Here is a 15,958-nt window from a genome sequence, read left to right as displayed (position 1 = left end):
AGAGCTTCGGATGTCAAACGAAGAGAAGCTTCGGTATTTCCTCAAGCGCGTGACCGCCGACCTGGACGCGGCCCACGACAAGATCCGCAGGATCGAGGAGGCCGAGCAGGAGCCGATCGCGATCGTCGCGATGGGCTGCCGCTACCCGGGTGGCGTGCGCAGCCCCGAGGACCTGTGGGACGTCGTGGCGGACGAGCGGGACGAGGTCACCGGCTTCCCGGTGAACCGCGGCTGGGACCTCGACGGGCTCTACGACCCGGACCCGGAGCGGTACGGCACGTCCTACACCCGTGAGGGCGGGTTCCTGCACCAGGCCGCGGAGTTCGACCCGGCGTTCTTCGGGATCTCCCCGCGCGAGGCGCTGGCCATGGACCCGCAGCAACGGCTCCTGCTGGAAGTCTCCTGGGAGGTGTTCGAACGGGCCGGGGTCGACCCGTCGTCGTTGCGGGGCAGCAAGACCGGCGTGTTCATCGGCGTGATGTACAACGACTACGGCTCGCGGTTCCACAAGGTGCCGGAGACGTTCGAGGGCAGCATCGTCAACGGGTCGGCCGCGAGCATCGCCTCGGGCCGGGTGTCCTACGTGTTCGGGCTGGAAGGACCCGCGGTCACCGTCGATACCGCCTGCTCGTCCTCCCTGGTGGGGCTGCACCTGGCCGCGCAGGCGCTGCGCGCGGGCGAGTGCTCGCTGGCGCTGGCCGGTGGCGTGACCGTGATGGCGACACCGGGCCTGTTCGTCGAGTTCTCCCGCCAGCGCGGCTTGGCGGCGGACGGGCGCTGCAAGTCGTTCGCCGGTGCGGCCGACGGCACCGGCTGGTCCGAGGGCGTCGGTGTGCTGCTGCTGGAGAAGCTGTCCGACGCGCGCCGCAACGGGCACCGGGTGCTGGGCCTGGTGCGCGGTTCCGCGGTGAACCAGGACGGTGCGAGCAGCGGGCTGACCGCGCCGAACGGGCCGTCGCAGCAGCGGGTCATCCGCGCCGCCCTGGCCAACGCGCGCCTCAAGAGCCAGGACGTGGACGCCGTCGAGGCGCACGGCACCGGCACCAAGCTGGGCGACCCCATCGAGGCGCAGGCGCTCCTGGCCACCTACGGGCAGGACCGGCCCGAGAGCGCTCCGCTGTGGCTCGGGTCGATCAAGTCCAACATCGGGCACACCCAGGCCGCCGCGGGTGTGGCGGGCGTGATCAAGATGGTCATGGCGATGCGCCACGGCGTGCTGCCCAAGACCTTGCACGTCGACCAGCCCACCCCGCACGTGGACTGGACCGAGGGCGCGGTCGAGCTGCTGACCGACAGGCGGGACTGGCCCGAGACCGGGCGTCCGCGTCGGGCGGCGGTGTCGTCGTTCGGCGTCAGCGGGACCAACGCGCACGTGATCGTGGAGCAGGCACCGTCCGAAGAGGACAGTCCGGTGTCGGAGGACACCGGTGGCGTGGTGCCGTGGGTGCTGTCCGCGCGCAGCGAGGCCGCGTTGGCAGAACAGGCCGACCGGCTGCGGGACTTCCTCCGGGCCCGACCCGAGGTGTCGGCGGCGGAGGTGGGCGCCTCGCTGGTGCGGTCCCGCGCCGTGCTCGACCACCGGGCCGTGGTGCTCGGCGGCAACCGGGAGGCACTGCTCGAAGGGCTCGGCGCGGTCGTCGACGGCACGGTAGCCGGAGGCGCGGTCACCGAGGGCACGGTGGCGGTCACGGGCGTCGCCTCACCGTCGCGGGTGGTGTGGGTGTTCCCCGGTCAGGGTTCGCAGTGGGCGGGCATGGCGCGGGAGCTGCTGGAGACTTCCCCGGTCTTCGCCGAGCGCTTCGCCGAGTGCGAGCAGGCGTTGCGGCCGTGGGTGTCGTGGTCGCTGCGCGAGGTGGTCACCACCGGCGACCCCGAGGTCTGGGACAAGGTCGACGTCATCCAGCCCGTGTTGTTCTCGGTCATGGTGTCACTGGCCGCCGCCTGGCGTTCCCTCGGTGTGGAACCCGCCGCCGTCGTGGGCCACTCGCAGGGCGAGATCGCCGCCGCCGTCGTCGCCGGTGCGCTGTCCCTGGCCGACGGCGCGCAGGTCGTCGCCCGACGGTCGCAGGCCATCGCGGAGCACTTAGCCGGGCCCGGCGGCATGATGTCCGTCGCCGCGCCGGTCGACACCGTCCGCGAGTGGATCACGCGCGACGGGGTCGCGGTGTCCATCGCCGCGGTCAACGGTCCGGGCAGCGTGGCGGTCGCCGGGGACGGCGCCGTGCTGGACGCCTGGGCGGAGCGGCTGACCGCCGACGACGTCCGCGTGCGCCGGATCGCGGTGGACTACGCCTCGCACTCCCCCGCCGTCGAAGGCATCCGCGAGCACGTCCTCGCCGCCGCCGAAGGCATCACGCCACGCCCTTCGGCGATCGCGTTCTACTCCACCGTGACCAACTCCTGGGCCGACACCACCGGCCTGGACGCCGAGTACTGGTACCGCAACCTGCGCGAGACCGTCCGCTTCGCCGAAGCCACCGAAGCGCTGATCTCCCAGGGCCACACCACGTTCGTCGAGATCAGCCCGCACCCCGTGCTCACCATGGGCGTCGAGGAGACCGGTGGCACGACCGGTGCGGAGCTGACCGTCGTCGGCAGCCTCCGCCGCGACGAGGGCGGCTTACCCAGGCTGCTCACGTCCGCCGCCGAGCTGTTCGCCTCCGGTGTGCGCGTCGACTGGGCGACCGTGTTCACCGCGCCGACGCGCCCGCTCGACCTCCCGACCTACCCGTTCCAGCGGCAGCACTACTGGCTGGACCTGCCCGCCGAGACCGGCGACGTGTCGTCCGCGGGCCTGGTCACCGCGAACCACCCCCTGCTCGGCGCCACGGTCGGCCTGGCCGACGGCGACGGCGTCCTCTTCACCGGCAGGCTCTCGCTGAGCACGCACCCGTGGCTGGCCGACCACGCCGTGAACGGCACCGTCATCCTGCCGGGCACCGCCTTCCTCGAACTCGCCCTGCAGACCAACCACCACATCGGCTTCCACCAGGTCGAAGACCTGACCCTGGAAGCACCGCTGGTCCTGCCCGAGCGGGGCGCGGTCGTGGTGCAGCTCGCCGTCGGCGCGGCCGACCACGGCGGACGCCGCACGGTCGGGATCTTCTCGCAGCCCGAGGACACCGCGCTCGACGCGCCGTGGACGCGGCACGCCACCGGGTCGCTCGCCCCCGAGACGCCGGTGGCGCCGTTCGACCTCACCCGGTGGCCGCCCGCCGACGCCGACCCGGTCGACACCGACCGGCTGTACGAGCGGTTCGCGGAGATCGGTTTCGCCTACGGCCCGGCGTTCCAGGGCGTGCGCGCGGTGTGGCGGCGCGGCGACGAGGTGTTCGCCGACGTCCGGCTGCCCGAGGACCAGCGCGCCGACGCCGGGTCCTACGGGCTGCACCCGGCGCTGTTCGACGCCGCCCTGCACGCCGCCGCGCTCGGCATGCTCGACGCGGACGCGCCGAGGAGCCTGCCGTTCTCGTGGGGCCGGGTCAGCCTGCACGCCGCCGGCGCGACCGACCTGCGGGTGCGGCTCGTGCTCGGCGAGTCCGTCGAGATCAGCGCGGCCGACGGGTCCGGGCAGCCGGTGGTCTCGGTCGGTGCGCTCGCGGTCCGACCGGTGGACGACAAGGAGATCCGCACCGCGGCGCCGACCCGGGGCGGGCTGTTCGCCGTGGAGTGGGTCCCCTGCCCGGAGATCACCGGCGCGGAGGCCACCGCCCCGACCTCGGACTGGGCGTCCGTCGGTGGGACCGCCCTCGGCGCGATTCACCACCCCGACCTCGCGTCGCTCGACACCGTGCCGCCCGTGGTCCTGGTCGCCGCTCCCTCCGGGGACGACGCGACCGCCGCCGTGACGCGGGTGCTCGGCCTGCTCCAGGAGTGGCTGGCCGACGAGCGGTTCGCCGACTCCCGGCTGGTCCTCGTGACGCGGGACGCCGTCGTGGCCGCGCCCGAGGACCGGGTCGACCTCGTGCAGGCATCACTGTGGGGCCTGCTCCGGTCCGCGCAGTCGGAGCACCCCGGCCGGTTCACCCTGCTCGACTGGGACGGCCGGGGCGACCTCACCGACGTCGCCACCCTCTCCACCGAGGACCAGCTGGCGGTGCGCGACGGCACGGTCCTCGCGCCCCGGCTGGTCAGGACCACCGCCCCGGCGGGACCGGACTTCACCGTCGACCCCGGGGGCACGGTCCTCGTCACCGGTGGCACCGGCACGGTCGGCCGGGCCATCGCCCGGCACCTGGTCACCGGGCACGGTGTCCGGCACCTGCTGCTGGTCAGCCGCAGCGGCCCGGACGCGCCCGGCACGGCGGAATTCGTGGACGAGCTGGCAGGCCTCGGCGCAACGGCGACCGCGGTGGCCTGTGACGCCGCCGACCGCGACGCCCTGGCCGCCGTGCTCGCGACCGTCCCGGCCGAGCACCCGCTGACCGCCGTCGTGCACTCGGCGGGCGTGCTGGACGACGGTGTGGTCGAGTCGCTGACGCCGGAGCAGGTGGAGCGGGTGTTCCGGCCCAAGGCCGCCGCCGCGCTCGCCCTGCACGAGCTCACCCGCGACCTTGGGCTCTCGGCGTTCGTCCTGTTCTCCTCCGCCTCCGCCACGCTGGGCGGATCGGGCCAGGGCAACTACGCCGCCGCCAACGCGTTCCTGGACGCCCTCGCCCAGCGTCGGCGCGGTGAGGGCCTGCCCGCCGTGTCGATGGCCTGGGGCTTCTGGGCCGAGCGCAGCGGCATGACCGGCCACCTGGACGAAGCCGACCTGCGGCGCATGGCGCGCAGCGGCATCACCCCGCTGGCGTCGGCGGATGCCTTGGCCCTGTTCGACGCCGCCGCGACCGCGGGTGCGGTCGTCCTGCCCATCGGGCTGGACCTCGCCGCCCTGCGCGCCACCCTCGGCCAGGCAACGGTGCCGTCGCTGTTCCGCGCGTTGGTGCGCCCGACGGCCCGGTCCGCGGCACGCGGGCAGGAGGTCTCGGCGCTGGTCTCCCGGCTGGCCGGGCTGTCGTCGGACGAACAGGACCGCGCGCTGCTGGGGCTGATCCGCGCCCAGGTCGCCACCGTCCTCGGGCACGGTTCGACCGAGGCGGTGCAGGAGCGGCGTTCGTTCAAGGACCTCGGTTTCGACTCGCTCACCGCCGTCGAGCTGCGCAACCGGCTCAACGCCGCGACCGGGCTGCGGCTGCCCCCGACCCTGGTCTTCGACTACCCGGACACCCTGGCACTGGCCAGGCTGCTGCGGGAAGAGCTGCTGGACTCGGCGCGGGCCGTGGTCCAGGACCCGCTCGCCCGGACCCCGGTGGCCAAGGCCGCGGCGGACGAGCCCATCGCGATCGTCGCCATGAGCTGCCGCTACCCGGGCGGTGTGCGCACCCCCGAGGACCTGTGGCGGATCGTCACGGAAGGCGGCGACGCGATCTCGGACTTCCCCGCCGACCGCGGCTGGGACACCGACGCCCTCTACGACCCCGAGATGACCGGCCGCGGCACCTCCTACACCCGGCACGGCGGCTTCCTGCACGACGCCGCCGACTTCGACCCGGCGTTCTTCGGCATCTCGCCGCGCGAGGCGCTGGCGATGGACCCGCAGCAGCGGCTGATGCTGGAAGTCTCCTGGGAGGCGTTCGAGCGGGCCGGCATCGACCCGACCTCGCTGCGCGGCAGCCAGACCGGCGTGTTCGCGGGGGTGATGTACCGCGACTACGCCGCCCAGCCGGGTTCGGTGTCGGAGGAGGTCGAGAGCTTCGTCGGGATGGGGAACTCGGCCAGCGTCCTGTCCGGCCGGGTGTCCTACGTGTTCGGGCTGGAAGGCCCCGCGGTCACCGTCGACACGGCGTGCTCGTCGTCGCTGGTCGGGATGCACCTGGCGGCGCAGGCGCTGCGCTCGGGCGAGTGCTCGCTGGCGCTGGCCGGTGGCGTGACCGTGATGGCGACGCCGGGCCTGTTCGTGGACTTCTCGCGGCAGCGCGGGCTGTCCCCGGACGGCCGGTGCAAGTCGTTCGCGGGTGCCGCCGACGGCGCCGGGTTCAGCGAGGGCGTCGGCGTTGTGCTGCTGGAGAAGCTGTCGGACGCGCGGCGCAACGGGCACCGGGTGCTCGGCGTGATCCGCGGTTCGGCGGTGAACCAGGACGGTGCGTCCAACGGCCTCTCGGCCCCGAACGGGCCGTCGCAGCAGCGGGTGATCCGGTCGGCCCTGGCCAACGCGCGGTTGCGGGCGCAGGACGTGGACGCCGTCGAGGCGCACGGGACGGGCACCAGGCTCGGCGACCCCATCGAGGCGCAGGCCCTGCTGGCCACCTACGGCCAAGACCGCGACGAACCCCTGTGGCTGGGCTCGGTCAAGTCCAACATCGGGCACACCCAAGCCGCCGCGGGCGTCGCCGGTGTCATCAAGATGGTCATGGCCATGCGCCACGGCGTACTGCCCCGCACGCTGCACGTCGACCAGCCCACACCACACGTCGACTGGACCGAGGGCGCGGTCGAACTGCTGACCGACAACCGGGACTGGCCCGAAACCGGGCGACCGCGCCGGGCAGCGGTGTCGTCCTTCGGCGTCAGCGGCACCAACGCGCACGTCATCGTGGAGCAGGCACCGTCCGAAGTGGACACGGTGGTGTCGGAGGACACCGGTGGCGTGGTGCCGTGGGTGCTGTCCGCACGCAGCGAGGCCGCGTTGGCGGAGCAGGCGGCCCGGCTGCGGGCGTTCGTGGAGCAGTCGCCCGAGGTCGGGGTGGCCGATGTCGGTGCTGCCCTGGTGACGCGCCGGGCCGTGCTCGACCACCGGGCCGTTGTCGTCGGCGGTAGCCGGGACGAGTTGCTGGCCGGGCTGTCCGAGGTGACCGGCGGTGTCGCGGGCGGCGTGCCGCGGGTGGTGTGGGTGTTCCCGGGTCAGGGTTCGCAGTGGATCGGGATGGCCCGTGAGCTGCTGGCGACCTCACCCGCGTTCGCCGAGCGGTTCACCGAGTGCGAGCTGGCCTTGGAGCCGTGGGTGTCGTGGTCGCTGCACGAGGTGGTCACCACAGGCGATCCTGCGGTCTGGGACAAGGTCGACGTCATCCAGCCGGTGCTGTTCTCGGTCATGGTGTCACTGGCCGCCGCCTGGCGTTCCCTCGGTGTGGAACCCGCCGCCGTCGTGGGCCACTCCCAGGGCGAGATCGCCGCCGCCGTCGTCGCCGGAGCGCTGTCCCTGGCCGACGGTGCGCAGGTCGTCGCCCGGCGGTCGCAGGCCATCGCGGAGCACCTGGCCGGACCCGGCGGCATGATGTCCGTCGCCGCCTCTCCCGAGCAGGTCACGCAGTGGATCACGCGGGACGGGGTCGAAGTCTCCCTCGCCGCCGTCAACGGACCTGCCACCGTCGTCGTCTCCGGCGACGGCGCCGTGCTCGACTCCTGGGGCGCATACCTGTCCACACAGGACATCAGAGTCCGACGCGTCGCCGTCGACTACGCCTCGCACTCCCCCGCCGTCGAAGGCATCCGCCAGCACGTCCTCGCCGCCGCCGAAGGCATCACCCCACAGCTGGCGACGATCGCGTTCTACTCCACCGTGACCAATTCCTGGGCCGACACCACCGGCCTGGACGCCGACTACTGGTACCAGAACCTCCGCGAAACCGTCCGCTTCGCCGAAGCCACCGAAGCACTGATCGAACAAGGCCACACCACGTTCGTCGAGATCAGCCCGCACCCGGTGCTCACCATGAGCATCGAGCAGACCGGCGAAACCGGGGACACCGACCTCACCGTCGTCGGCACCCTCCGGCGCGACGAGGGCGGCCTCCACAGACTGCTCACCTCAGCCGGGGAGCTCTTCACCGCGGGCGTGCCCGTCGACTGGGCGAGCCTGTTCATCGGGACCGCCAGGGCGCTGGACCTGCCGACGTACCCGTTCCAGCGGCAGCGCTACTGGTTGGAGCCGGGGGCAGCGGTCGCCGACGTCACGTCGGCGGGCATGGGGTCGATCGACCACCCGCTGCTCGGCGCGACCGTCGGGCTCGCGGACGGCGATGGTGTGCTGTTCACCGGCAGGCTGTCCCTGGCCACCCACCCGTGGCTGGCGGACAACGCCGTGGCGGGCGCCGTCGTCGTGCCCGGCAGCGCCTTCGTCGAGCTCGCGTCGCGGACCGACCACCAGTACGTCGAGCAGCTGACCGTCGAGGCTCCGCTGGTGCTGCCGGAGCACGGCGCCGTGCAGGTGCAGGTGGTGGCCGAGTCGACCGACGGGTCCGGACGTCGCCAGGTGCACGTCTACGCCAGGGACGCCGAGTCCGAACAACCGTGGACCCGGCACGCGACCGGCGTGGTGACCGCAGTGCTGCCACCGCCGTCGTTCGACTTCGCCGAGTGGCCGCCGCCGGGCGCGCGGGCCGTTGACGTCGAGGACGTCCACCGCCGGTACGCCGACCACGACGTGCAGCACGGGCCCGCGTTCCTGGGCCTGACCGCCGTCTGGCGGCGCGACGGCGAGATCTTCGCCGAAGTGGCGCTGCCGGAGGACTTGCGCGGCGACGCCGAGGCCTACGGCCTGCACCCGGCCCTGCTCGACGCCGCGCTGCACGCTGCCGTCCTCGACACCGGCGACCGGGTGGTCCCCTCGGTGTGGAAGGGCCTCGCGCTCCACGCGACCGCGAGCACGGAGCTGCGCGTGCGCTTGGTGGTGACCGGGTCCGAGGTGGCGGTGGCCGCCGCCGACGGCACCGGTCAGCCGGTCGTCTCGATCGACGGCGTCCACCTGCGGGCGACCGAGGCGGGCGACACCGCGGCCACCGGCACACAGGGTTCGCTGTTCACGCTGAACTGGCCCGCCCTGCCCAAGACCGTCACCACGCTGCCGGCGACGTGGGCGGTGCTGGGCGCCGACGACCTCGACGTGACGTCCTCGATCCGCGCGGCCGGTGGTGAGGTCGAGACGTGGACCGATCTCGCCGACGCTCAGCACGTGCCCGACGTGGTCGTGGCGGCCTTCCTACCGCGCGTGGACTTCCCGGACGAGGTCCCGGGTGCCGCGCACACCGTCGTGCACGAGGCGTTGGACCTGGTCCAGCGGTGGCTTGGCGACGAGCGGTTCGCCGACTCGCGACTGGTCGTGGTCACCCGCGGCGCGGTCGACCCGACCGACACCGTCGGCCTGGCCGCTGCGCCGGTGTGGGGTCTGCTGCGGTCCGCGCAGTCGGAGAACCCCGGCCGGTTCGTGCTGGTCGACGTGGACGGCGAATCGGGTGCCGCGCTGGACCGCGAGTCCGGCGCCGCGGTGGCCGACGCCGCCGCCTGCGGTGAGCCCCAGGTCGCCGTCCGCGACGGCGGGCTCCGCGTGCCGCGCCTGGTGCGCCGCGACCCGCAAATCACCGACGGGCCGGTCTTCACCCCGGGCGGCACCGTCCTGGTCACCGGCGCGACCGGCGGCCTCGGCTCGCTGCTCGCCCGGCACCTCGTCACCGGGCACGGCGTCCGGCACCTGCTGCTCACCAGCCGCAGCGGCCCCGCGGCCCCCGGCGCGGCCGAGCTCAAGGCCGAGCTCACCGCCCTTGGCGCCGACGTGTCCGTCGTGGCCTGCGACGCGGCCGACCGGGACTCCCTGGCCGCGCTGCTGGCGGCGATCCCGGCCGAGCACCCGCTCACGGCGGTCGTGCACACGGCGGGCGTGGTGGACGACGGCGTGATCGAGTCGCTGACCCCGGAGCGGGTCGACCCGGTGCTTCACCCGAAGGTCGACGCGGCCTGGAACCTGCACCGGCTCACCGCCGACGCGGACCTGACCGCGTTCGTCGTGTTCTCGTCCTACTCCGGCACCCTGGGCAACCCCGGCCAGGGCAGCTACGCGGCGGCGAACACGTTCCTCAACGCGCTCACCGAGTACCGGCGCGCCGAAGGCCGTCCCGGGCACTCCCTGGCGTGGGGCCTGTGGGCCGAGCGCAGCGGCATGACCGGCGCCCTCGACGCGGTCGACATCCAGCGCATCTCCCGCGCCGGTGTCGGCGCGCTCACCTCGGAGGACGGCCTCGCGCTGTTCGACGCGGCGGTGCGCGACGAGCCCGCCGTGGTCGCGGCGGTCCGGCTGGACCTGCCCGGCCTGCGGGCACAGGCCCAAGCCGGGCTCGTCCCGCCGATGCTGCACGGCCTCGTCCGGGTGCCCACCCGGCGGGCCGCGGCGTCGGACGCCCGGAGCGGTGACGCGGCCCTGGTCGCGCGGCTTCTGGGGATGACCGAGGGCGAGCAGCTGCGCGCCCTCGTCGACGTGGTCCGCACCGAGGCCGCCGCCGTGCTCGGGCACGACTCGGCGGGCGGGATCGCCCCCACCCGCGCGTTCCGCGACGTCGGGTTCGACTCGCTGACCGCCGTGGAGCTGCGCAACCGGCTCAACCGCGCCACCGGGCTCAAGCTCGCCACCACCGCGGTCTTCGACTACCCGACGCCGACCGTCCTGGCCGGGTTCCTCCGCGAGGAGCTGCTCGGCAAGGCCGACACCGCTCAGCCCGACGCGGCGGTCGCGTCCGTCACCGACGACGAGCCCATCGCGATCGTGGCGATGGCGTGCCGCTTCGCCGGCGGCATCCGGTCGCCGGAGGACTTCTGGGAACTGGTGTCGAACGGGGGCGACGCGATGTCGCCGTTCCCGACCAACCGCGGCTGGGACCCCGACAGCCTGTTCGCCGCCGACACGGGCGCCTCCGGCCGGACCTACGTCCGCGAGGGCGGGTTCGTGCACGACTCCGACGAGTTCGACGCCGCGTTCTTCGGGATCTCACCGCGCGAGGCGCTGGCGATGGACCCGCAGCAGCGGGTGCTGCTGGAGACCTCGTGGGAGGTGTTCGAACGGGCGGGCATCGACCCGGCCACCCTGCACGGCAGCAAGACCGGCGTGTTCATCGGCTCGAACGGGCAGGACTACTCGGCCTACCCGGTGCCCGAGGACCTGGAGATCTACCTGCTGACCAGCCGCGCGGCGAGCGTCGTCTCCGGCCGGGTGTCCTACGTCTTCGGCCTGGAAGGCCCCGCGGTCACGGTGGACACGGCGTGCTCGTCGTCACTGGTGGCCACGCACCTCGCGGTGCAGTCGCTGCGCAGCGGGGAGTGCTCCCTCGCGGTGACCGGCGGTGTGGTCGTGATGTCGACCATGAACGCGTTCAGCCAGTTCAGCCGCCAGGGCGTGCTGGCGCCCGACGCGCGGTGCAAGCCGTTCGCCGAGGGCGCGGACGGCACCGGCTGGTCCGAGGGCGTCGGCGTGCTGCTGCTGGAGCGGCTGTCGGACGCGAAGCGCAACGGGCACCAGGTGCTCGGCGTGGTCCGCGGCTCGGCGATCAACCAGGACGGCGCGTCCAACGGCATCTCCGCGCCGAACGGGCCGTCGCAGCAACGGGTCATCCGGGCCGCGCTGGCCAACGCCCGGCTCGCGCCGAGCGAGGTGGACGCGGTCGAGGCGCACGGCACCGGCACCAAGCTGGGCGACCCGATCGAGGCGGGTGCGCTGCTGGCCACCTACGGCCAGGACCGCGGCGACGGCGGCGACCCGCTGTGGCTGGGGTCGGTGAAGTCGAACATCGGGCACGCCCAGGGCGCGTCCGGCGTGGCGGGCCTGATCAAGATGGTGATGGCGATGCGGCACGGTGTGCTGCCCGCGACGCTGCACGTGGACGCGCCCAGCTCGCACATCGACTGGGACGCGGGCGCGGTGTCGCTGCTGACGGACGCGGTGACGTGGCCGGAGACCGGACGGCCGCGGCGTGCCGGTGTGTCGTCGTTCGGCGTGAGCGGCACCAACGCCCACGTGATCCTGGAGCAGGCGCCGGACGAGCCGGCCGCACCGCCCGCGTCGAGCGCGTCGCCGGTGGTGCCGTGGGTGCTCTCGGCGCGCAGCGAGTCCGCGTTGCGCGAGCAGGCGTCGCGGCTGCGGGACTTCCTGGGGCGCAGGCCCGAGGCCGGACCCGCGGACGTGGGCGCGGCGCTGGTCGCGACCCGCGCGGTGCACGACCACCGCGCCGTGGTCGTCGGCAGCACCCGCGAAGGGCTGCTGGACGGGCTCGACGCGCTCACCACCGCCTCGGTCACCGGCAGCGCCGGGCAGCCGCGGGTGGTGTGGGTGTTCCCCGGCCAGGGCTCGCAGTGGACCGGCATGGCCCGCGAGCTGCTGGAGACCTCACCCGCCTTCGCCGCGCGGTTCGCCGAGTGCGAGCAGGCGTTGGGGCGGTGGGTGCCCTGGTCGCTGCGCGACGTCGTGACGTCGTCCGACCCGGAGGCGCTGAGCCGGGTGGACGTGGTGCAGCCCGCGCTGTTCGCGGTGATGGTGTCGCTGGCCGCCGTGTGGCGTTCCTGGGGTGTCGAGCCCGACGCCGTGGTGGGCCACTCTCAGGGTGAGATCGCCGCCGCCGTCGTGGCCGGTGCGCTGTCGCTGGCCGATGGTGCCCAGGTCGTGGCCCGCCGGTCGCAGGCCATCGCGGAGCACCTGGCCGGGCCCGGCGGGATGATGTCCGTCGTCGCGTCCGCCGACCAGGTCGCGGAGTGGATGCGCCGCGACGGCGTCGACCTGTCCGTGGCCGCCCTGAACAGCTCGGGCTCGGTGGTCGTCGCGGGCGACGGCGCCGTCCTGGACGCGTGGGCGCAGCGGCTCTCCGGGGACGGGGTCCGCGTGCAGCGGATCGCGGTCGACTACGCGTCGCACTCCCCCGCCGTCGAGGGTATCCGCGAGCACGTGCTCGCCGCGGCCGAGGGCATCTCGCCGGTCGCGGCGCGGGTGCCGTTCTTCTCCACGGTCACCGCGTCCTGGCTGGACACCACCGGCATGGACGCCGACTACTGGTACCGGAACCTGCGGCAGACCGTGCGGTTCGCGGAGGCCACCTCGGCGCTGGTCGAGCAGGGCCACACCGCCTTCGTCGAGATCAGCCCGCACCCGGTGCTGACCATGGGCGTCGAGCAGACCGGTGAGGACGCCGACCTGACCGTGGTGGGGAGCCTGCGCCGCGACGAGGGCGGTCTCACCCGGCTGCTCACGTCGGCGGGCGAGCTGTTCGCCGCCGGCGTCGAGGTCGACTGGGCGGGGATGTTCGCCCACTCCACCCGGCCGGTCGACCTGCCGACGTACGCCTTCCAGCGGGAGCGGTACTGGCTGGAGAACCGGACCGAGGGCGCGGACGTGGCCTCGGCGGGTCTGCGCACGGCCGAGCACCCGTTGCTCGGCGCGGTGGTCGACCTGGTCGACGCCGACGGTCTGCTGCTCACCGGCAGGCTGTCCCTGGCCACCCACCCGTGGCTGGCCGACCACGCCGTGAACGGCACGGTCATCCTGCCGGGCACCGCCCACCTGGAACTGGCGCTGCACGCCGGCGGTCACACCGACCACCAGGTGGTGGAGGAGCTGACCATCGAGGCGCCGCTCCTGCTGCCGGCGAAGGGATCGGTGTCCGTCCAGGTGTGGGTCGGCGCGCCCGACGCGTCCGACCGGCGGCGGGTCACGGTCAACTCCCGGCTCGACGGCGGACCGGCCGACCGGGAGTGGACCAGGCACGCCGACGGCCTGCTGTCGACTGTGGCCACCGGACCCTCGCCGGACCTCGGCGTGTGGCCGCCCGCGAACGCGGCGCAGGTGGAAGTCGGCGACGTCTACGAGTTGTTCGCACGCAACGGGTTCGCCTACGGGCCGGCGTTCCAGGGCCTGCGGTCGCTGTGGCGGCGCGGTGAGGAGACCTTCGCCGAGGTGGTGCTGCCCGCGGACTTCCAGTCCGACGCGGGCCTGTTCGGGGTGCACCCGGCGCTGATGGACGCCGCGCTGCACGCGTTCCCGTTCACCGGGCTGCGCGACGTGGACAAGGGCCTGCTGCCGTTCTCCTGGACCGGGGCGCGGCTGCACCGCACGGGCGCGACCCGGCTGCGGGTCCGGGTCCGACCCACCGGGCCGGACAGCATCGAGCTGGCCGTCGCCGACGGGCACGGGCAACCGGTGGCCACGGTGGACTCGCTGTTCCTGCGCCCGCTCTCGGCGGACGCGCTCGGCCGGGCCCGCGTCGGGCAGCGCGATTCGCTGTTCCAGGTCCGGTGGCAGCCGGTCGACGCCGTCGGCGCCGGGTCCGGTTCGTGGGCGGTGCTCGGCACCGACACCGGCGACCTCGGCGCCGGGGTGGGCGCCGCGGGCATCAAGCCCGCCGAATTCCTCGACCTGCGGTCGCTGGTCGAGGCCGTGGACGACGGCGCGGACGTGCCGGACGTGGTGCTGGCGCTGGTCGACGCCGGGACGGGCGACCTGCCCGGCCGGGTCCGGTCGGCTTCCCGGCGGGCGCTGGCGCTGGTGCGGGAGTGGCTGGCCGACGACCGGTTCGCCGGGTCGCTGCTGGTGTTCACGACCAGGGGCGCCGTGTCGGTGCGGGACGGGGACCGCGCACCGGACGCCGCCCTGGCGTCCGTGTGGGGTCTGGTGCGGTCCGCGCAGGCCGAGCACCCCGAGCGGTTCGCGCTGCTCGACCTGGACGACGAGGCCCGGTTCTTCCGCCACCTGCCGGGAGCGCTGGCCACCGGTGAACCGCAACTGGCCTTCCGGGCCGGTGGCGCGTTCCAGGCCCGGCTGGCCAGGGTGGCGTCCGCGCAGGCCGCCGACAGCGGGCCGGTGTGGGACCCCGAGGGCACCGTGCTGATCACCGGCGGCACCGGCAGGCTGGGCGCCTCGCTCGCCCGGCACCTGGTCGCCGAGCGCGGTGTGCGGCACCTGGTGCTGGCCAGTCGCAGCGGACTCGACGCCGAGGGCGCCGACGAGCTGCGCGCCGAACTGGTCGCGGGCGGTGCGGACGTCGTGGTCGAGTCCTGCGACGTCGCGGACCGGGACGCGGTGGCGGGCCTGCTGGGACGCGTGCCCGCCGGGCACCCGCTGACCGCCGTCGTGCACGCCACCGGGCTGCTGGACGACGGGATGCTGGCCGAGATGACCCCGGAACGGCTCGACCGCGTGCTGCGGTCCAAAGTGGACTCGGCGGTGCACCTGGACGAGCTGACCCGCGGGCTGGACCTGTCGGCGTTCGTGCTGTTCTCCTCGTTCTCCGGGACGTTCGGCAGCGCGGGGCAGGCCAACTACGCGGCGGCCAACGCGGCGCTCGACGCGCTGGCCCAGCACCGGCGGTCGCTCGGCCTGCCGGTGGTGTCGCTGGCGTGGGGCCTGTGGTCCGACCCCAGCGGCATGACCGGCAAGCTCGACGGCGCGCTGCTGCGGCGGATGGCCCGCGAGGGCGTCGTGCCGCTGTCCACGCCGGAAGCGCTGGAGCTGTTCGACGTCGGGTGCGCGCTCGGCGAGGCCGTCGTCCTGCCGACCCGGCTGGACTTCGCGGCGCTGCGGTCGCAGCCGACCGGGGTGCGGGCGCTGTTCCGCGACCTGGTGCAGGGCCAGAACCGGCGGGCCGCGGCGGCCGACGGCGGCGAGCAGGACGCCGCCGCGGCGCTGCGGAACCGGTTGGCGGCGCTCGGCGCGGCCGACCGGTACCGGGTGCTGCTCGACCTCGTCCTGTCGGAGGCGGCCACCGTGCTCGGCCACCGGGAGACGCAGGCGGTCAGCACCGACCGCGGGTTCCTCGAAGTCGGGTTCGACTCGCTGACCGCGGTCGAGCTCCGCAACCGGCTGAGCGCGCTGACCGGCGCCCGGCTGCCCGTCACCCTGCTGTTCGACTACCCCACCCCGGCGGCGATGGCCCGGTTCCTGCACGACGGGCTGAGCGAGCCGGCCGCACCGCCGGTCTCGCCGCTGCTCGCCGAGATCGACCGGCTGGAGGCGGGCCTGCACCGGGCGCAGCTGGACGGGACCGGCGGCGACGAGATCACCGCACGGCTCCAGGCGCTGCTCGCCACCTGGCAGCAGACGCCGGGCGCGACCACCGGCTCCGGCAGCGCCCACGGTTCCTCCGACCTCACGGGCGTCTCCGACGAGGAGATGTTCGACCTGCTCGACAAGCGGTACGGGATCTCGTGAACCGCACCGGACGACCACCCCTGA

At 74.2% G+C, this 15,958-nt stretch carries 1 protein-coding gene; it reads left to right on the top strand.

Going from position 1 to position 15,958, the window contains the following annotated elements; translation table 11 throughout:
- The first annotated feature begins 49 nt into the window (after nucleotides 1–49).
- Entirely contained in the window at nucleotides 50–15,934 is a 15,885-nt protein-coding gene (locus tag OQ02_RS35895; RefSeq protein ID WP_231500379.1) for a type I polyketide synthase, read from the top strand.
- The last annotated feature ends 24 nt before the right edge of the window (nucleotides 15,935–15,958 follow it).

This window comes from Saccharothrix sp. NRRL B-16314 (assembly GCF_000716595.1).
GTDB lineage: Bacteria > Actinomycetota > Actinomycetes > Mycobacteriales > Pseudonocardiaceae > Actinosynnema.
The sequence above is the reverse complement of the archived record's forward strand: the minus strand, read 5'-3'. Positions and strand labels throughout refer to the sequence as shown.